Raw genomic sequence first — 17,766 nt, 5'->3', positions numbered from 1 at the left:
TGCTAATGTTTGGCATCTTTTTGAGGAGGGTGAGGCGATGTCGGTTCTCAACCAGGCCGCCGCACAGCGGCCACCGAAGGCTGCGATGCTGGTCGCGCAGCGGATCGTGCAGGACGCGCTCGGGCGGGCCTTCGCGAGGGCGACCTGCTCGCCCCCGAGAAGGTGATGCTCGAGAAGTACCAGACCGGCCGGGGCACGCTCCGCGAGGCGCTGCGGCTGCTCGAGTTCCAGGGAGTGATCGCTCTGAAGCCGGGTCCGCGCGGCGGACCGGTGCTGCTGTCCCCCAACGCCGCGCACCTCGGCAGCACCCTGGTGCTCCTCATGCAGCTGCGGCAGGCCCCCGTTCCGGACCATCGTCGAGGTGCGGTCGGCCGTGGAGCCGATGATCAGCAGCCTCGCCGCGAGCCGGATGTCCGACGAGCAGCTCGTCGAGCTCCGCGGCACCGTCGACCAGATGCGCTCCGACATCGACGACCAGTACTCCTTCCTCGACGCCAACAAGCGGTTCCACGACGTCATCGCCTGGTCGTCCGGGAACGCCCTCTTCGGCTACATCATCGAGTCGCTGCTGTCGATCATGGACGGCACGGCCATCGGCATCGACTACCCCCAGTACCGGCGCGAGGCGATCCTCAAGGCGCACCAGGAGATCTACGACTCGCTCGCCGCCCGCGACCCCGAGCTCGCGATGGAGCGGATGCGGGAGCACATCGAGGCCTACGAACGGTACGCCGAGCGCAAGTTCCCCCAGGTGATGAACGAGATCATCCCCTGGGAGCAGCGCTTCTTCGCCTGACCCGGAGCCGGGGCGGTCCTCCGCCGGGAACGATCGGCGGAGGACCTCCACCCGGCTCAGTGGTTCTCGGCGAGCGCCGCCTCGCCGAGGAACGCGCGCAGCACCGACGCGTGGTTGCGGGCCTCACCGGCCTGGCCGCTGTAGACGACCTCACCGCGCGCGACCGCCACTACGTCGTCAGCGATCGCCATCCCGGCCTCGGCGTTCTGCTCGACCATCAAGATGGCGATGCCGGAGTCGGCCATGTCGCGGACCTTGGCGAGGATCGAGTCGACCACCGCGGGCGCCAGGCCCATCGACGGCTCGTCGAGCAGCATCACCTTCGGCTGGGACATGAGGGGCCCGGCCGAAGGCCAGCATCTGCTGCTCGCCGCCGCTGAGCAGTCCTGCGGGCGAGCCGGCCCGCTCCTTCAGGATGGGGAACATCTCGTGGACCCGGGCGAGCGTCTCGTCGAAGCCGGACCTGGTGGTGTAGGCGCCCATCCGCAGGTTCTCCGCGACCGTGAGCGGTCCGAAGATGCGCCGCCCCTCGGGCACCAGCGCCATGCCGAGTCGCACGATCTTGTGCGGCGGGGTGCCGGCGATCGACCTGCCCTGCAGCTCCACCCGACCGGAGTCCGGCTTGAGCAGCCCGGCGATCGCGTTCATCGACGTCGTCTTGCCGGCGCCGTTCGCGCCGAGCACCAGCGTGATCTTCCCCGGGTGGGCGGACATCGAGATGCCGCGCACCGCATTCACCTTGCCGTAGCTGACGTGCAGGTCCTCGACCTCAAGCATGCTCGCGCCACTTCCTTCCGAGGTAGGCCTCCTGGACCTGGGGATCGCGGACGACGTCCTCCGGACGGCCCTCCGCGATCAGCTTCCCGAAGTTCATCGCGAAGACGTGGTCGCAGGTGTCGATCATCATCTGGACGTCGTGCTCGACCAGCAGCTGGCAGAGCCCGTCGTTCTTGAGCGACTTCATCAGCTGGCTGATCTCCGCCCGCTCGGTCTGGTTCATCCCGGCGGTCGGCTCGTCGAGCAGGAGGAGCCGCGGGTTCGTGGAGATCGCCCGGGCGATCTCCACCCGCCGCTGGGTCCCGTAGGACAGCTCGGAGGGGTAGAACGACTCGAACCCGTGCAGCTGGGCCTTGTCGATGGCGTCGTCGGTCGCGGGCGAGCCGCCGATCCCGAGGATGCGGGACAGCAGGTTCGGGCGCTCGTCCTGCCGTCCGTCCGCGCCCAGCCGGATGTTGTCGCGAACGTCGAGGTCCGGCAGCAGCCGAACGGTCTGGAACGTCCGCGCGACCCGCTTGCGGGCGATCGACGAGGCCGAGGCGTTGTGGTACGGCTCGCCGTCGAACAGCAGCTCACCGCTGGTGAGCTTCGTCAACCGCGTCATCGCGCCGATCAGTGTGCTCTTGCCGGATCCGTTGGGTCCGATGATCCCGTAGATCAGCCCGGGCATCAGCTTCAGCGAGACGCCGTCGACCGCCTTCACGCCGCCGAAGTAGACCTTGACGTCGCGCGCCTCGAAGACGGGCGTCCCGCTGTCGGGCGCGTGCGCGACCCTCTCGTTCGCACTGGTGGTCACAGGTTCGCTCCCATCGACCCGCCCGGCGTGACCGAGGGCGACCCGAGGTCGTCCTCCATCTCGGCGAGTGCCTCGTCGTCGTCGGTCGTCCGGGCGCGCTCTGCCGCCACCGCAGCCCGCACCGCGCCCCGGCGGGTCCTGCGTCTGCGGAGCACCGCCCGCTTGGCCTCGACGTAGAGGCCGTAGATGCCGCGCGGCATCAGCACCGCGGCGACGGCCACGATCACGCCGTAGACCAGCTCCTGCCACTCGCCGATGACCTGGAGGACGTCCGGCAGCCAGGTGAAGACGACGGCACCGATGACGGCCCCCTTCCAGGACAGCGAGCCACCGACGATGATCATCGTCAGCGCGAGGACGATCAGGTGGAAGCCGATGTCGAGCGGCGTGATCGCGCTGCGCACCAGGATGTTCATCGCGCCCGCCGCTGCCCCGAGCAGGCCGCTGACGAAGAACGCCGCGAGCCGGTAGTTGTAGACCCGGATGCCCACCGAGGAGGCGAGCTCGGGGTCGTCGCGGACGGCGTCGATCCGGCGGCCGAGCTTGCCGCGCTCGCTGAGCGCGACCAGCACCATGACGACCACGAGGATCGTCCACATGTGGCCCATCGTGAAGTCGGAGATGACGCCGTAGCGGCCGGTCGCGCCGCCGGTGGTCTCGCCTCCGTTGACGGCGACGACCCCGATGATCAGGTCGAACGCCACGGTCGCCATCGCGAGTGTCAGGCCGTTGAGACGGTTGATGAACAGACCGAGCACCAGCACGATCAGCCCGCCGGCGAGGGTCGTGACCAGGATCGTGGGCAGCGCCGCCATCTGGTGGTCGAGCACCAGCACCGCCCCGGCGTAGCACCCGAACCCGTAGGCACCGACGCCTGCGAACGAGAAGACACCCATCCGCAGTGGGATCTGGATGCTCAGCGCGAGCAGCAGGCCGGTGATGGTGGCCTGGATGAGGACCAGGTTGGTGTCGTACCAGCTCATGTGCGACGCACCTCCTTGCGCCCGAAGACGCCTGTCGGACGGATCAGCAGGACGAGGAAGATGAGGCCGAAGGAGACGGCCTCGACCCACGACCCGCTGGTCTGGGTGAGGACCCAGACCTCGCAGGCGGCCAGGAAGTAGGAGCCGAACAGGACGCCGCGCATGCTCCCGATGCCGCCGAGGATGATGCAGGCGAACGCCTTCACGAGCAGCGTGTCACCGCTCTCCGGTGTGATCGCGCCGAGGCTGAAGGTGAACAGCATCCCCGCCAGGCCGGCGAGGGCGCCGGAGACCGCCATCGTCGCCAGGGCGAGGCGACGACGGTGGACCCCCATCAGCGAGGCCACCTCGGTGTCGACGCCGATCGCCCGGAGCGCGAGCCCCTGCCGCGAGCGGCGCAGCCAGAGCGCCATCGCCACCCACAGGATGGCGGCGGTGACGACGGTGATCGCCGCGATGTTCGTGATCCGCAGGTCCCCGACCACCCACGTGTGCAGCTCGAAGCTGGACTCGCGCAGGCCGAACGGGTTGGACTTCGTATGGTGCTGGGCGATCGCCAGCGGGATGATCGCCACGCCGATCCCGCCGATCAGGATCTGCATCTCGGCGGTCTTCTTGTTGGTCGCCCGTTTCAGGATCTGCTCGAACGCGAGCACCTGGACGAGCAGGGACATCAGTGCTCCGACTGCGACGCCGATGAGGAGGACGGGCAGGAACGGGAGCGTCGTCAGGTCGAGGATCAGGTACCCGGTGAAGACCGAGAACATGAAGATCGACCCGTGGGAGAAGTTGAGGATGTCGATGGTGCCCCAGGTGAGACTCATCCCCAGGGCGAAGAGCAGGTAGATGGAGCCCAGCGTCACGACGCTCAAGAGGTCCTGCACGGCTCCTCCAATCGAGTTCGGTCGGTGTCGGAAAGGGGTGCCGGTACGGCGGGGGCACGCCCCGCCGTACCGGCGTCACGTCACTCGGCGGAGTCCTCGCCCGTGCCCTCGTAGAGCAGGATCTCCTTGCCGTCGCGGTACTCGACCACGACACCCGGGACGACCAGGTCCTGGTCCTCCCAGCGGAGGTCGGTGCCCAGGGCGCCGTCGAACGGCTCCTCGGCGAGCTCGTGCATCGAGTCCTTCACCGACTCGCGGTCCGCGGAGCCGGCGTCCTTCAGCGCGCGGGCGAGGAACCAGGCCGCGTCGTAGGCCTCGGCGGCGTAGTTGAGCGGGTCCTCCCCGTACTCGTCGCGGTAGGCCTTCACGAACTCCTGGCTCGACGGCGCGGACATCTGGAAGTTGAAGTCGGCCGCCCACACCATGCCGCTGGCATCGTCGCCGGCCGGGTCGAGGTTGCCCGCGCTGGCGCCGGAGTTGCCGACGACCGGGCCGTCGTAGCCCGCCTGGCGGAGCTGCGTCATCGCCGTCGGGTTCTGTGCGCCGACCAGCAGCACCGACACCAGGTCGGGGTCGGTGTCCAGGACCTGCGAGATCGGAGCGGAGAAGTCCTGGGTGGTGGCCTGGGTGCCGACCGAGGCGGTCACCTCGATACCGAGCTCCTCGGCCATCGCCGGCAGGGTGTTCTTGCCGATGTCCTGCAGGGTGGGGGGTCGCCTCGGTGTAGACGATGCCGAGAGTCTTGGCTCCGCTGTCCTCGAGGAACTTCGACAGGTTCGTGTAGTACTCGCGCATCAAGGGCGTGGCGCGCCAGGTGTAGTCGCCGACCACGACGCCGTCGGACCCTGCCTGGGTGTAGATCGTCGGCATCTTCTGCTGCTCGGCCAGCGGTGACATTGCGACCGCCTCGTTGCTCGAGACCGAGCCGAACACCGCCGAGATCTCGCCGGACGTGGTGGCCTTCGTCATCTCCTGCGCGGCCGTCTGCGGCTCGCTCTTGGTGTCCTTGAGCTCGAGGCTGATCTCGCTGCCCTCGAGGAAGTCGGACTCGTTGATCTCCTTGATCGCGAGCTCGTAGCCCTTGTTCGCGGACTCACCGGCGAACGCGACGACCCCGGTCGTGGGGTTGATCGAGACGACGTTGATCGTCTCTGGCAGCTCATCGGTGGCGGCCGGCCCGCCGCCGCCGCTCTCACCGCCGCACGCGGCGAGTGTCAGCAGCGCTGCGAGCGCCACTCCGGCGGTGGCCCCCCGACGCGCGTGGCGTCCGATGATCCGGCCCATGATGCCTCCTCGATTTTTCCTTGATATTGATGCGCATCATTCGCATGTGACGCACACCATAGGACGCCGCGCATGGCCTTGTCCAGAGACCGGAGCGTCAAAAAATGCTGGTTCCGGCCGGACCCGCGCTCAGCACTCTGCGCTGCCGGACCCGAGCAGCCGCTGGAACGCCGCGCGGCGCTCCTGCGCGAACCGCCGGGACACGGCCGCGGCCGGAGCGAAGAGGTCGAACCCGTGCACCGCGCCCGGGTAGACATGGAGCTCCGTCGAGACCCCGGCTGCCAGCAGGCGCGCGGCGTACTCGAGGTTCTCGTCGACGAAGGCGTCGAGCTCGGCCGTGCCCAGCCAGGTCGGGGGCAGCCCGGCGAGGTCTGCGGCCCGCGCCGGCGCGGCGTACGACGGCACCTCCGCGCCGGGCTCGACCCCGCGGAGGTAGGCGGCCCAGGCCCGCCGGTTGAGGTCTCGGTTCCACACCCGCGAGTCGGTGACCGACCGCGCCGAGCCGGTCTGCAGCCGGTCGTCCAGCATCGGGTAGATCAGCAGCTGGCCGTCGAGCACCACCTCTCCCGAGTCACGGGCCCAGAGCACGACTCCCGCAGCGAGCCCGCCCCCGGAGCTCGCGCCCCCCACGACCAACGGACCGCCGTCGATCGCCGCCAACCAGCGGAGGGCGTCCACCGCGTCGTGGAACGCAGCGGGATAGGGGTCCTCCGGCGCTCGTCGCCACTCGACGGCGACGGCCGTGCACCCGGTGGCGGCGACGACCTCGGCCATCAACCAGTCGTCCTGGGCCGCCTCCCCCATCACGTGACCGCCACCGTGCAGCCACAGCAGCCTGCCGGCGCCGACGTGCGGTCGCTCCGGCCGGTGCACCCGCACGGGCACACCCCCGGCGCTCGCCCGGGCAGGACCTGGGTGGTCAGGACCACGCCGTCGACCGGCGCGGCCACCGCCGCGCTGCTCGCGGCGAGCTGCCGTCGGCGCGCCCGGTCGGCGGGGATGTCGATCAGCTCGTATCGCGGCACCGCGTCGAGAGCCGATGCGACCTCGGGGTCCAGCCGCTCTTCGTAGCGGAAGCTCACGGCCGGCTCCCGGTCCCGGCGGCCGGTCCGCGACGGCGGCCGGGGGTGAAGGTGGCGGGGATGCTGACGTAGCCGGCGTTGACCCCCTGGTGGGGGTACGTGCGCGCGTTGGCGAGATCCACGACGTAGTCCGGCATCCGCTCGACGACCTGGCCGATCATGGTGCGCGCCATGGCGCGCGCCAGGTGCGCTCCCGCGCACCGGTGGACACCCATCCCGAAGGCGGTGTGCCGATTGGGCCAACGATCGAGGACGACCTCGTCCGGCCGGTCGAACTGGGCCGGGTCGCGGTTGGCAGAAGCCCATGCCAGCAGCACCCGGTCCCCCTCCCGGATCGGGCAGCCGCGCAGCTCGACGTCGTCGAGCGCGGTCCGGGCCATCGCCTGCGTCGGCGCGAACGCGCGGAGGAACTCCTCCACCGCACGCTCCATCAGCTCCGGCTGGTCGAGCAGGCGCTGCCGCTGCTCGGGGTGCTGCGACAGGTGGACGAGGGTCTGGCTGACCAGCGAGGCCGTCGTGCCGACGCCCCCGCTGATGAGCAGCTCTACGATCGAGTAGACCTCCTCGTCGGTGATCGGCCGGCCGTCGACCGACTGGGCCAGGAAGTAGCTGACGACGTCGTCGCCCGGGGCGGCGCGACGCTCGCGGATCGTCTCGTTGATCCGCTCCTGCATCCACGGGACGTCCTCCTCGACGGCACGCCGGTATGCCTCGCTGCCACGCATCTCGGCCAACGGCGCGTGCAGCGCGCTGGTGAACCGACGCCACTCGGAGACGTCCATCCCGAGCCAGTCCAGGGTGACGACCGCGGGGACGCCGATCACCGAGGCCAGGTCGCACGCCCCCGCCTCGATGACCTCGTCGATGAACCAGGTGGTCCACCGGTCGATCATCGGCTGCAGCTCCGCCACCGCGGCCGGCGCGGTGAGCGTGTTGATGAGCTTGCGGTAGGACCGGTGCTCCGGCGGGTCCAGCTCGACGGGGATGTGCAACCGCGACGGGGCCTTCGGGATGACGTTGTTGAGGCCCTCGCCGCCGTGCGAGCTGCGGGCGGAGGAGAACACCTCGTGGTTGCGGGCTGCCTCGAAGACCGAGGCGTAGTCGCTGAGCACCCAGAACCCGCCCTGCGCCTCGGTCCACGCGACCGGCGCCTGCTCGCGCACCCTTCGGAACGACGCCACGGGGTCGGCACTGTGCTCGGGCGCGTTGTGGTCGAAGCCGACGATCGGACAGCCGGGGCGCTCGGTCATGTGATGCTCCTCCCAATATCTATGACTATGATAGGTATATACCGAGCCGGAAGGAGCCCTCGCGTGCAGATCGGCGTGATCCTCGGAGACGTGCACGGCAGCGTCTCGCCTCGTGACCACCTCGACGGCCTGCTGCGACAGGTCGACGCCGCGCAGCGTAACGGGGTCCGTCACATCACGATGGGGCAGCACTTCCTCTACGGCGACCTCCGCTGGTTGCAGCCCATCCCGACCCTGGCGAGGATCGCGGCCGAGCTGGACGAGGACGTCACGCTGGCGACCACCGTCGTGCAGGTCCCGCTCTACCACCCGGTGATGCTGGCCGAGGACCTCGCCACCCTCGACATACTGACCCGCGGCAAGCTGGTGGTCGGCGCCGGCGCCGGCTACCGGGAGGACGAGTTCACCGCCCTCGGCGTCGACTTCTCGCAGCGGTTCGCAATGTTCGACGAGGCGATCGCGCTGATGAAGTCGACCTGGACCGACGAGGTCGTCGACTTCCGCGGCAAGTTCTGGACCGTGGAGGACGGTCACCCCCACATCCGCCCCTGGCAGGACCCGCACCCGCCGATCTGGATCGGGGCCCTCAAGGACCACGGGGTCCGTCGCTCGGCGCGGCTCGGCGACGGCTGGCCGATCACCCCGGAGACCCGGCTGCCGGAGATGGTGCGCCTGCTCAGCATCTACGAGGACGAGCGCGAACGGCTCGGCCGGCCGCAGGTCAAGCACCCCCTGCGCCGCGAGATCATCCCGGCCCCCACGACCGACGCGGCGTTCGACCGGTTCGAGAAGATGGCGAAGGACCGGCTGCTCGCCTACGCGAACCGGCAGCTCGCCACCCGCGACGCGAACGAGATCAGCCGCGAGTTCCGGGAGGTCGCCCGCAAGGAGACGTTCATCGGCACGCCCGACGAGTGCGTCGCCCAGATCTCCGAGATGGCCGCCGTCGCCCCGATCGACACCATCCTCGTCCGCGCCCAGTGGCCCCACATGTCGTCCGACGAGGTGGTCGCCTACCTCGACGACCTCGGCCGCGACATCGTCCCCGCCGTCCGCGACATCAAGAGCGTCGACCGGGTCGTCCGCGACTGAGGCGCGCGGTCTCGGGGCCGACGCGCTGACCGGCCGGCACCCGCTGCGTCAAGGCCCGGCGACCACTCCCGCGTCGCGCAGGGCCCGGACCCGGTCGACGGCGTAGCCGAGCTCCTCGAGCACCGCGGTGGTGTCGGCGCCGGGTGTCGGCGGCGGGGCGGGGAGCGGCGTGGCCGAGCGGCTGAACCGCGGCGCCGGCACCGCCTGGTGGTACTCCGTCCCGGCGATCGGGGCGTAGCCGTCACGAGCGACCGCCTGGTCGTGGGCCACGGCCTCGTCGAGGTCGAGGACCGGGGTGACGCAGGACTCCACACCGTCGAACGCGGCCGCCCACTCGTCGCGGGTGCGGGTGGCGAACGCCTCGACGAGCGCCTCGCGGAGCGCGGGCCAGCGGCCGCGGTCCTTGTGCGAGCCGCGCAGGTCCTCCCGGTCGCCCAGTCCGAGCACGTCCAGGGCGTTGAGGAAGAACCGCTCCTCGACCGCACCGAACGCCATCCAGCGCCCGTCGGCGCAGGTGTACACGTCGTAGAACGGTGCACCGGTGTCGAGCAGGTTGGCGCCGCGCTCGAGGGTCCAGCGGCCCTCGGCGCGCAACCCGTGGATCAGGCCCATCAGTCCGGCGGTCGACTCGAGCACGTTGGCGTCGACGACCTGGCCGCGGCCCGACCCGTTGGACTCCCACAGCGCGCACACCACGCCGAAGGCGAGGGAGGCGGCGGCACCGCCGAAGTCCCCCACCAGGTTGAGCGGTGGCACCGGTCGCTCCCCCGCTCGCCCGATCGCGTGCAGCGCACCGGTCAGGCCGATGTAGTTGATGTCGTGCCCGACGACCTGCGCCCACGGCCCGTCCTGTCCCCAGGCCGAGAGTCGGCCGTAGACGAGCGCCGGGTTGCGGTCCAGGCACACGTCGGGGCCGAACCCGAGCCGCTCGGCGACGCCGGGCCGATAGCTCTCCACGAGCACGTCGGCGGTCGCGACCAGGTCGAGCAGGACCGCGACCCCGTCGTCGGACTTCAGGTCCAGCGCGATCGAGCGCCGCCCCCGTTCGATGACGGGGTTCGGCGTGTAGTCGGCGCCCGGGCCGGTGACCCGGTCGACCCGCACCACGTCGGCACCCATGTCGGCGAGGAGCATCACGGCGAACGGTCCGGGGCCGATGCCGGCCAGCTCGACCACGCGGACACCCGCGAGCGGGCCGTCAGGCATCGACCTCCACCTCCTGACGGAGCCGCTCGCGCAGCACCGCCTTGGCTACCTTGTCGAGGGTGGAGCGCGGGAGCTCGTCGACGACCCGGATCTCCCGTGGCCGCTTGTACGGCGTGAGCTCGCGCTCGCAGGCCGCCTCGAGGGTGGCGAGGTCCACGCCACCGCCGCTCGTCGGCAGCACGAACGCCACCGGCACCTCCCCGAGCATCGGGTCCGGCCGACCGACCACCACCGCCTCCCGCACGCCGCTGGCGCGGAGCAGGACCCGCTCGATCTCCGGCGCCCCGACGTTCTCGCCGCCCACCTTGAGCACGTCCTTGTCCCGTTCGACGAACCACCAGTGACCGTCCTCGTCGAGGCGCACCCGGTCCCCTGTGCGGAACCAGCCGTCGGCGGTGAAGGCGGCCGCGGTCTGCTCCGGCGCGTGCAGGTACTCCGTGAAGAGGGACACCCCGCGCCGGCCGAGCACCTGGAGCTCCCCGGTGGCGCCGGGCCCGAGGACGGCGCCGTCGTCGGCGACCAGGCGCACGCCGTACTCCGGCGCGGCCCGGCCCATGCTGCCGGCCGGCCCGCCGAGCAGCGGGTCGCTGACGACCGGGTGGCTGACGGTCTCGGTCATCCCGAACCAGCCCATCACCGGCACTCCACCGGTGACCGGCCCGGCGTCGACGACGGCGCTGTTGGCCCACCCGCGGAAGGTGTGTCGCTCCGGCACCGGCCGGTCGGCCAGCGCGCGCAGGCAGAAGGAGACGACCGAGGTCCAGGTGACGCCGTGCTCCACGGCCGTCGACCAGAACCGCGACGCCGAGAACCGCGGCTGCAGCACGACCGCGCCGCCGGACCACAACGAGGAGAGGAAGGAGTAGGACAGCGCGTTGGTGTGGAAGAGCGGCAGGTGCACGAGGTTGACGTCGTCGGGGCCGAGCCGCTGGTGCGCGGCGCCGACCTGGCCCGCCCACAGGCAGTTGGCCTGCGACCAGACCACCGCCTTCGGACGCGCGGTCGTCCCTGAGGTGTACTGGATGCTGGCTGCCGCGTCCCACGGCGCCGACGCCGCGGGCGACAGCGGTTCCTCCTCCCAGGAGGGCCGGTACGGCGTCCGCACCGGCACCTGTCGTCAGCAGCACGCGCGCCGTGGTCACCGCGGCCACGTCGTCGGCTCGGTCCTCGTCGGTGAGCACCAGCGAGGCGCCGCTGTGCTCGAGCGCGTACCCGAGCTCGTCGCGGCTCGCCCGCGGGTTCAGGCAGACGGCGGCCGCGCCGGCAAGCGCCGCGGCCGTCCACGCGAGCAGGAACTCCGGGCCGTTCGGGAGCACCAGTGCCAGGCGGTCGCCCGGCGCCAACCCCCCGGCGCCGCAGGGCGCCGGCAAGCCGAGCGACGGCAACGGCGTACTCCAGCCGGGTCCATGTTCGCGGGTCGTCGTCGAACGGGGCCCAGACCAGGAACGGCCGGTCGGGAGCCAGCTGCGCCCACCGGTCGACCAACCACCGGACGTCGCGCCCGAGTCCCGGCTGCACGGTCATCCGGCCGCCCACTGGAGGTGCTTGACCGTGAAGAACTCGGCGAACCCGTCGGTTCCCATCTCCATGCCGACACCCGATTGCTTCGCGCCCACCCACGGCACGTCGGGGCGGGAGCCGCCTCCGCCGTTGATGGCGACGGTGCCGGACTCCAGCCGCATCGCGACCTCGACCGCCTGCTCGTGCGGGCCCCAGACCAGGGCGTTCAACCCGTACCGCAGATTGTTGGCGATCGCGACCGCCTCGTCGAGGTCGTCGTAGGGCAGCACCACGGCGACCGGGGCGAACAGCTCGTCCTGGCAGATCTCGTGGTCGGGGTCCACGCCGGTGACCAGCGTCGGCCGCAGGTACCAGCCCGGCAGCTCGGCGACGCGGCCGCCGCCGGCGACGATCCGGCCGCCGTCGGCGACAGCGCGTTCGAGGTAACCCTCCACGCGCGCCCGGTGCTCGGCAGAGATCAGCGGACCGACCTCGGTGCGCTCGTCGGTCGGGTCGCCCACGGGCACCGACTCCTCGAGGAACCGGCGGGAGCGCTCGACGAGCTCGTCGAGCTGGTCGCGGTGCACCACGATCCGCGTGGTCGCGCCGCAGCCCTGACCTGCGTTGCGGCAGAACCTCAGCAACGACGGGCCGACCGCGCGGTCGAGGTCCGCCCCGGGCAGCACCACCGTCGGCGACTTGCCACCCAGCTCGAGCACGACCTTCTTGTTCGTGGGCGCCGCGGCCTTCATCACCGCCTCGCCCACGGCGTTGGAGCCGGTGAAGGTGACCATGTCGACGGCGGGGTGCGAGCTGAGCAGCTGGCCGATGTCGGCACCACCGGTGACGACGTTGAGCACGCCGTCGGGCAGGCCGGCCTCCGCGGCCAGGCGCGCAAGGCCATGGTGCACAGGGTGCCGCGCGGCGACGGGAGCAGCACGACCGAGCAGCCGGCCGCCAGCGCGGGGCCGACCTTCCACGCGATCATGTTGATCGGGTAGTTGTACGGCGTGATCGCCGAGACGACGCCGACCGGCTCGCGGAGCAGGACGCTCTCGGAGCGGAACGGCGCCTCTGCGGTGGGCAGCTGCTCGCGGTAGCCGCCGCGGGGGCCGGCCTCGGCCATGTCCGCCGCCCACCGGAAGTTGACGACCGGCGTGGCCGTCTGCAGGCTGCGCGCCAGCGAGATCGGCGAGCCCACCTCGGCGGTGACCAGCCGGGCCAACCGCTCGTGGTCCTTCTCCAGGAGGTCGGCGAGGCGGCGCAGCACCGCGGCCCGCTCGGCAGGCGTACGTCGCCGCCAGCGCCCGTCGTCGAAGGAGGCCCGGGCGGCGACCACCGCCGCCTCGGCCTGCGCGACGTCGGAGCCGGTCCAGCGGGCCAGCTCCTGACCGGTCGCCGGGTCGACGCTCAGGAACTCCTCGCCGGCCCCGGCCTGCCAGGCACCGTCGACGTACGTCGTCGCCCCGGTGTCGAGGTCGGCCACCGGCCCGCTCGTGATGCTGCTGCTCATGTCCTGTCTCCCAGCTCGATGGCCAGCACGAGCGACTGGAACGACTTCCCGTGCGGGTCCGACCGCAGCGTCATCGACACGCCGCCCCCCAGCGCCTCCTCGAGCACGAAGTTGAGCCCGTGCACGTTGGGGAGCTCGTAGCGGGTCACCTTCCCCCGGACCAGGTCGCCGAAGTGGTCGCGGACGACGTCGGCGGTGAGCCGCTCGACGAGGAACGGGTAGTCCTCCTCGTCGTAGACGAACACGCAGATGTTGCTGACGTCGCCCTTGTCGCCCGACCGGCTCGCCGCGATCTCACGCAGTCTCACGTCTCGTACACCTCCGTGGTGACGGGCACCAGCTCGCGCGGCACGTAGGCCGGCGTGACGCCCAGCGCAGGCACGACCGAGGTGACGTTGCCGCCACCTCCCGCCGGACCGAAGTACAGGAGCTCGGTCTCGTGCGCCGCCCGACGGGCGACGTCGCGCGACGTGGTCCGCACGGCCAACCGGAGGCGGACCTCGGCCGGGTAACCGCCGGTCAGCTGGTCGCCGAAGAGCGCGTCGACGCCCTGGAGGTCGACCCGGATGTCATCGATCTCCGCGGCGTACGGCTCCAGCCGCTTGCGGACGATCTCCTCGGCGCGGCGGGCGCGCTCGACGCACCCTGGTCCGCCGTACGACATCTCTCCGGTGGCCTTCCAGCCCTGGTCGACCCCGACCAGCGCCTTCAGGGTCTCCGGCCGCGGCCGGCCGCGTGCGCCCGAGAGCCGGACCCGGTCGTCGCCGAGGTCCTCGACCCGGATGTCGGAGAAGTCCGCGGTCACGTCGGGCGTGAGGTAGCGGGTGGGGTCGTGGATCTCGTAGTAGAGCTGCGTCTTCATCGTCATCGCGTCCACCAGCCCGCCGGTGCCGGGCAGCTTGGTGACGACGACGGAGCCGTCCTCGACGTCGGCGATCGGGGAACCCGAGGTCGTGCGCACCGGGCACGACGCGGTACGGCGGGTCCTCGAAGTTGCCGCCCGTGGAGTGGACACCGCACTCCAGGAGGTGGCCGACCATCGTCGCGTGGCCCACCCGGTCCCAGTCGTCGAGGTCCCAGCCGAGCTCATGGCAGAGGGGGCCGACGAAGAGTGACGGGTCGGCCAGGCGCCCACCGAGCACGACCTGCGCGCCGTCGCGGAGGCAGTCGACGATCCCGTCGGCGCCGAGGTAGGCGTTGGCCGAGACCAGCCGGTCACCGAGAGCGCCGACCGTCGTGCCGAGCTCGGGGAGCTCCGCGTCGAGGTCCCGGACGACGTCACGGACGTCGTCACCGTGGATGACACCGATCCGGACGCCGGCGAGGCCGGCCTCCTTCAGGGCGCGCTCGAAGTCCTCCCGCGCTGCGTCCGGGTTGGCGGCGCCGAAGTTGCCGACCACCTTGCCGCCGGCGGCGAGGAAGTCCGTCAGCAACGGCACCAGCTCGGCGATCCGCCGGTCCTGACCGGCCCGGGGGTCCTGCTGGCGCCGCAGCTGGGCGAGGGCCATCGTGCGCTCGGCGAGGCAATCGAAGCCGATGTAGCGCACCCGACCGCTCCGTGCCATCGCCAGCACGGAGTCGAGCCGGTCGTCGGCGTACGCCGACCCAGCGCCCAGGCTGAGCACCCCCGGAGCGGAGGCGCCGGTCACTCGACCTCGATCGCCAGCTCCGGGCAGCTGTCCGCCGCCAGCTGCGCCTCGTCCTCCTTGCCCGCAGGCACGTTCTCGTCCTTCACGTAGGCGTTGCCGTCCTCCTCGCGTGCGAAGAACAGATCCGGCGCGCTGATCCGGCACAGGCCGTGACCCTGGCACCGCTCGTCGTCGACCTTGACTCGCATCCTGCGGTCCTCCCTCGAACTCGTCTCCGGGGGCTCGGCTGCCGTCCGCCGATCGGATGTCGGGGTGCGTCTTGACGTGGTCCCCTACATTGACAGCGAGCGAATCGAGTATAACCATGATCACATTCATGGGAACTCGGAAATCCTCGACCTAGGACGGACAGATGACGGAGACCGCAGAGACCCAGGGCCGCTGCCCTGTCGTCCACTTCGACCACAACTCGGCCGAGCACTCCAAGGACCCGGCAGCGTCCTACCGCGCGCTCCGCGAGCAGTATCCCGTCGCGTGGTCGGAGGCACATGGCGGGTACTGGGTCCTCTCGGGCTACCAGGAGGTCTTCGAGGCCTCGCGTGACGACGCCACGTTCTCCTCCGAGCGCAACAGCTATGGCGGCGAGGGCCTGTCGGTCGTCATCCCGAAGACGCCGGCGCCGTTCCACATCCCGATCGAGATCGACCCGCCGAACTTCCGGAAGTGGCGCAAGATCATCAACCCGATCACCGCCCCTGCGCACGTGGAGCGCATGGAGCAGATCGTCGAGTTCTTCGTCACCAAGTTCATCGACGACATCATCGAGACCGGCGAGGCCGACATGACGTCGGTCATCGGCGTGCCGGCGATCATCACCGTCGACTGGCTGGGTCTGCCGATCGAGCACTGGAAGCGCTACGCCTTCGCCTTCCACGCCCTCCTCGTGGAGGTCCAGGGCACCGAGGGCTTCCGCAAGGCCGTCGAGGAGGACCTTCCGTTCCTGGAGGGCGTCACCCGCCGGATCATCGCCGAGCGGCGCGCCGACCCGAAGGACGACATCATCAGCTACCTCGTCCAGCAGGAGGTCGACGACCGCCCGGTGACCGACGACGAGGTGTTCGCGATGGTCGACCTCCTGCTCTCCGGCGGCGTGGGCACCACCGCCTCCCTCGTCAGCAACACCGTCGTCTGGCTCTATCAGCACCCGGAGGTCCGGCAGGACCTGGTCGACCACCCGGAGAAGATGGACCGGGCGATCGAGGAGTTCCTCCGCTACTTCTCCCCGACCCAGGCACTCGCCCGGACGGTGACGACGGACGTCGAGTTCCAGGGCTGCCCGATGCACAAGGGCGACCGTGTCCTCCTGTCGTGGGCATCGGCCAACCGCGACGCCTCGCAGTTCGAGAACCCCGACGAGGTCGACATCGAGCGGTGGCCCAACCGGCACACGGCGTTCGGCATCGGCATCCACCGGTGCGCTGGTTCCCACCTCGGCCGGGCGATGGCCAAGGAGATGCTGACGCAGATCCTGACCCGGATGGGTGACTACGTGATCGACGAGTCCGCGCTCGAGCCGTACCCCCACCAGGGCACCAACACCGGGTGGAAGTCGATCCCGGCCACGTTCACGCCGGGCGAGCGACTGTTGCCGGCGGACGCGCAGAAGCCCGCCGACATCCGTTACTGACCGCCGGACATCCGGGGAGAGGGCCAGAGGGGATCACCGTGGAGGACTACGACGTCGTCGTGCTCGGGACCGGCGCCGCCGGTCTGACAGCCGCGCTCGCGGCCGCGACGGCCGGCGCGCGCGTCGGCCTGTTCGAGAAGGGCGACAAGGTGGGCGGCACCACCGCGCTGGCGAGCGCGGTGGTGTGGTTGCCCGACAACCGCTACGGCCGCGCGGTTGGCGTGGCGGACTCCCGCGAGGACGGCCTCGCCTACCTCGAGGCGCTGTCCCACGGAATGATCCTCCCCGAGCTGGCCGAGGCGTTCGTCGACACCGTCGACGAGCTGACGGAGTGGCTGGAGACCAAGACGCCGTCGCACTTCCAGCTCGTGCCGGGCTTTCCCGACTACCACCCGGAGCACCCGGGCGGCAAGCCGCAGGGCGGTCGCTCCGTCGAGCCGAGGCTGTTCTCCTTCGCCGACATCCCGGAGTGGGTCGACCGGGTCATCGGCACGCCGCGACGGATGAACGTCACCGACACCCCGATCGGGGGTGGCACCGGCGTGGTCGACCCCGAGGTCCTGGCCGACCGCGAGGAGCGCCTGGTCGAGGGGGCTCGGCCGGGCGCTCGTCGGCAGCCTGCTCGCCGGCTGCCTCGAGCACGGGGTGGAGCCGGTGACGGGCGCTCGCGCCGTCCGGTTGCTGACCGACGACGGCCGGGTCGTCGGCGTCGCGTTCGAGGACGGCAGGCAGGTGCGGGCGAAGGCAGTCGTACTTGCCACGGGCGGCTTCGAGTACGACGCCGACCTGGTCCGCGACTTCCTGCGCGGCCCGATGCGCTCCCCCGCGGGCGTGCCGACCAACACCGGCGACGGCCTGCGGATGGCGATGCGGGTCGGCGCCCAGCTCGGCAACATGCGCGAGGCCTGGTGGGTGCCGGTGATGCAACTGCCGGGAGAGCGACCGGTCGGCGGCAACAACGTCTACCTGGTGCTGCGCGAGCGCACCCTGCCCCGCTCGATCATCGTCAACGACCAGGGCGTCCGCTTCACCAACGAGGCCGCCAACTACAACGCACTGGGCGGCGCGTTCCACGCGTTCGACCCGACCGGGTTCCGCTACGTCAACACGCCCTGCTGGCTGGTCTTCGACGAGGGCTTCGTCCAGCGCTACGGCTGCTTCGGCAACGGGCCGGGCACGCCGGTCCCCGACCACGTCACCCGCGCCGACACCCTGGCCGCCCTCGCCGACCGGCTCGGCGTCCCGGGCGACGCGCTCGCGGCGACGGTGGCCCGGTGGAACGAGATGGTGGCGGCCGGCCACGACGACGACTTCAACCGCGGCGACA

Annotated in this window: 18 protein-coding genes and 4 pseudogenes; 6 read left to right on the top strand and 16 right to left on the bottom strand. The window is 71.0% G+C overall.

The annotated features are described in order from the left end of the window. Positions 1–37: 37 nt before the first annotated feature. Together MF408_RS25480 and MF408_RS13595 are read left to right on the top strand one after the other, a co-directional pair. Positions 38–166: a hypothetical protein gene (locus MF408_RS25480; RefSeq protein WP_275693164.1), complete on the top strand. Its 129-nt coding sequence runs from the start codon at positions 38–40 to the stop codon at positions 164–166. A 195-nt stretch (positions 167–361) separates the two neighbouring features. Beyond that, on the top strand, positions 362–796 hold the full coding sequence (locus MF408_RS13595) for an FCD domain-containing protein (RefSeq protein WP_275693163.1): 435 nt from the start codon (positions 362–364) through the stop codon (positions 794–796). A gap of 56 nt (positions 797–852) precedes the next feature. Here the strand turns inward: MF408_RS13595 and MF408_RS25475 are convergent, their stop codons facing one another. The 9 genes from MF408_RS25475 to MF408_RS13555 all read right to left on the bottom strand — a co-directional run bounded on the left by MF408_RS25475 (position 853) and on the right by MF408_RS13555 (position 7,852). Next, positions 853–987 (bottom strand): hypothetical protein, encoded by a 135-nt coding sequence (locus MF408_RS25475; protein WP_275693162.1) that lies wholly within the window; start codon positions 985–987, stop codon positions 853–855. Next, positions 974–1,573 (bottom strand): ATP-binding cassette domain-containing protein, encoded by a 600-nt coding sequence (locus MF408_RS13590; protein WP_240248147.1) that lies wholly within the window; start codon positions 1,571–1,573, stop codon positions 974–976. Before MF408_RS13590 ends, MF408_RS25475 begins: the two co-directional genes overlap by 14 nt. Beyond that, positions 1,566–2,369 carry an ABC transporter ATP-binding protein gene (locus MF408_RS13585; RefSeq protein ID WP_240248146.1) on the bottom strand — a complete coding sequence of 268 codons (804 nt, stop codon included), beginning with the start codon at positions 2,367–2,369 and terminating at the stop codon, positions 1,566–1,568. The genes MF408_RS13590 and MF408_RS13585 overlap by 8 nt, the downstream gene beginning before the upstream one ends. Next, a complete protein-coding gene (locus MF408_RS13580) occupies positions 2,366–3,352 on the bottom strand; it encodes a branched-chain amino acid ABC transporter permease (protein WP_240248145.1) in 987 nt (328 codons plus the stop codon). Before MF408_RS13580 ends, MF408_RS13585 begins: the two co-directional genes overlap by 4 nt. After that, positions 3,349–4,236 carry a branched-chain amino acid ABC transporter permease gene (locus MF408_RS13575; RefSeq protein ID WP_240248144.1) on the bottom strand — a complete coding sequence of 296 codons (888 nt, stop codon included), beginning with the start codon at positions 4,234–4,236 and terminating at the stop codon, positions 3,349–3,351. Before MF408_RS13575 ends, MF408_RS13580 begins: the two co-directional genes overlap by 4 nt. A gap of 80 nt (positions 4,237–4,316) precedes the next feature. Next, positions 4,317–4,916 (bottom strand): ABC transporter substrate-binding protein, encoded by a 600-nt coding sequence (locus MF408_RS25470; protein ID WP_275693473.1) that lies wholly within the window; start codon positions 4,914–4,916, stop codon positions 4,317–4,319. 733 nt (positions 4,917–5,649) lie between these two features. Further along, positions 5,650–6,324, bottom strand: a complete 675-nt coding sequence (locus MF408_RS13565; RefSeq protein WP_240248143.1) for an alpha/beta hydrolase fold domain-containing protein — start codon at positions 6,322–6,324, stop codon at positions 5,650–5,652. Beyond that, positions 6,324–6,602: a hypothetical protein gene (locus MF408_RS13560; protein ID WP_240248142.1), complete on the bottom strand. Its 279-nt coding sequence runs from the start codon at positions 6,600–6,602 to the stop codon at positions 6,324–6,326. The genes MF408_RS13565 and MF408_RS13560 overlap by 1 nt, the downstream gene beginning before the upstream one ends. Beyond that, positions 6,599–7,852 carry a cytochrome P450 gene (locus tag MF408_RS13555; RefSeq protein WP_240248141.1) on the bottom strand — a complete coding sequence of 418 codons (1,254 nt, stop codon included), beginning with the start codon at positions 7,850–7,852 and terminating at the stop codon, positions 6,599–6,601. Before MF408_RS13555 ends, MF408_RS13560 begins: the two co-directional genes overlap by 4 nt. Before the next feature lie 63 nt (positions 7,853–7,915). On the opposite strand from MF408_RS13555, the gene MF408_RS13550 reads away from it, so the two are divergent. Then, positions 7,916–8,944 (top strand): LLM class flavin-dependent oxidoreductase, encoded by a 1,029-nt coding sequence (locus tag MF408_RS13550; RefSeq protein ID WP_240248140.1) that lies wholly within the window; start codon positions 7,916–7,918, stop codon positions 8,942–8,944. Positions 8,945–8,992: 48 nt separating this feature from the next. Here the strand turns inward: MF408_RS13550 and MF408_RS13545 are convergent, their stop codons facing one another. The 7 genes and pseudogenes from MF408_RS13545 to MF408_RS13515 form a co-directional block, all read right to left on the bottom strand. Next, the gene (locus MF408_RS13545; RefSeq protein ID WP_240248139.1) at positions 8,993–10,150 is read right to left on the bottom strand and encodes a CaiB/BaiF CoA-transferase family protein; all 1,158 of its coding nucleotides are present in this window, start codon (positions 10,148–10,150) and stop codon (positions 8,993–8,995) included. Continuing rightward, entirely contained in the window at positions 10,143–11,255 is a 1,113-nt protein-coding gene (locus MF408_RS25465; RefSeq protein WP_275693161.1) for an AMP-binding protein, read from the bottom strand. Before MF408_RS25465 ends, MF408_RS13545 begins: the two co-directional genes overlap by 8 nt. A 415-nt stretch (positions 11,256–11,670) precedes the next feature. Continuing rightward, a pseudogene (locus MF408_RS13530) lies at positions 11,671–13,163 on the bottom strand (aldehyde dehydrogenase family protein). After that, positions 13,160–13,471, bottom strand: a complete 312-nt coding sequence (locus MF408_RS13525; protein WP_240248138.1) for a hypothetical protein — start codon at positions 13,469–13,471, stop codon at positions 13,160–13,162. The pseudogene MF408_RS13530 and the gene MF408_RS13525 overlap by 4 nt, the downstream one beginning before the upstream one ends. Beyond that, a complete protein-coding gene (locus tag MF408_RS25460; protein WP_275693472.1) occupies positions 13,468–14,253 on the bottom strand; it encodes an acyclic terpene utilization AtuA family protein in 786 nt (261 codons plus the stop codon). Before MF408_RS25460 ends, MF408_RS13525 begins: the two co-directional genes overlap by 4 nt. Next, positions 14,138–14,788 (bottom strand): annotated as a pseudogene (locus tag MF408_RS25455) (acyclic terpene utilization AtuA family protein); the annotation flags it as partial. The gene MF408_RS25460 and the pseudogene MF408_RS25455, both read right to left, overlap by 116 nt. Before the next feature lie 20 nt (positions 14,789–14,808). Next, positions 14,809–15,000 (bottom strand): ferredoxin, encoded by a 192-nt coding sequence (locus MF408_RS13515; protein WP_240248137.1) that lies wholly within the window; start codon positions 14,998–15,000, stop codon positions 14,809–14,811. Between the two features lie 164 nt (positions 15,001–15,164). On the opposite strand from MF408_RS13515, the gene MF408_RS13510 reads away from it, so the two are divergent. From MF408_RS13510 to MF408_RS26925, 3 genes and pseudogenes are all read left to right on the top strand, one after another. Next, complete coding sequence (locus MF408_RS13510; RefSeq protein WP_240248136.1) at positions 15,165–16,439, top strand: cytochrome P450; 1,275 nt, start codon at positions 15,165–15,167, stop codon at positions 16,437–16,439. Next, positions 16,355–16,864, top strand: a pseudogene (locus MF408_RS13505) (FAD-dependent oxidoreductase); the annotation flags it as partial. The gene MF408_RS13510 and the pseudogene MF408_RS13505, both read left to right, overlap by 85 nt. A 103-nt stretch (positions 16,865–16,967) precedes the next feature. Continuing rightward, positions 16,968–17,753 (top strand): annotated as a pseudogene (locus MF408_RS26925) (FAD-binding protein); the annotation flags it as partial. Positions 17,754–17,766: the final 13 nt, after the last annotated feature.

Source organism: Nocardioides sp. TF02-7 (assembly GCF_022437945.1).
GTDB lineage: Bacteria > Actinomycetota > Actinomycetes > Propionibacteriales > Nocardioidaceae > Nocardioides.
The sequence above is the reverse complement of the archived record's forward strand: the minus strand, read 5'-3'. Positions and strand labels throughout refer to the sequence as shown.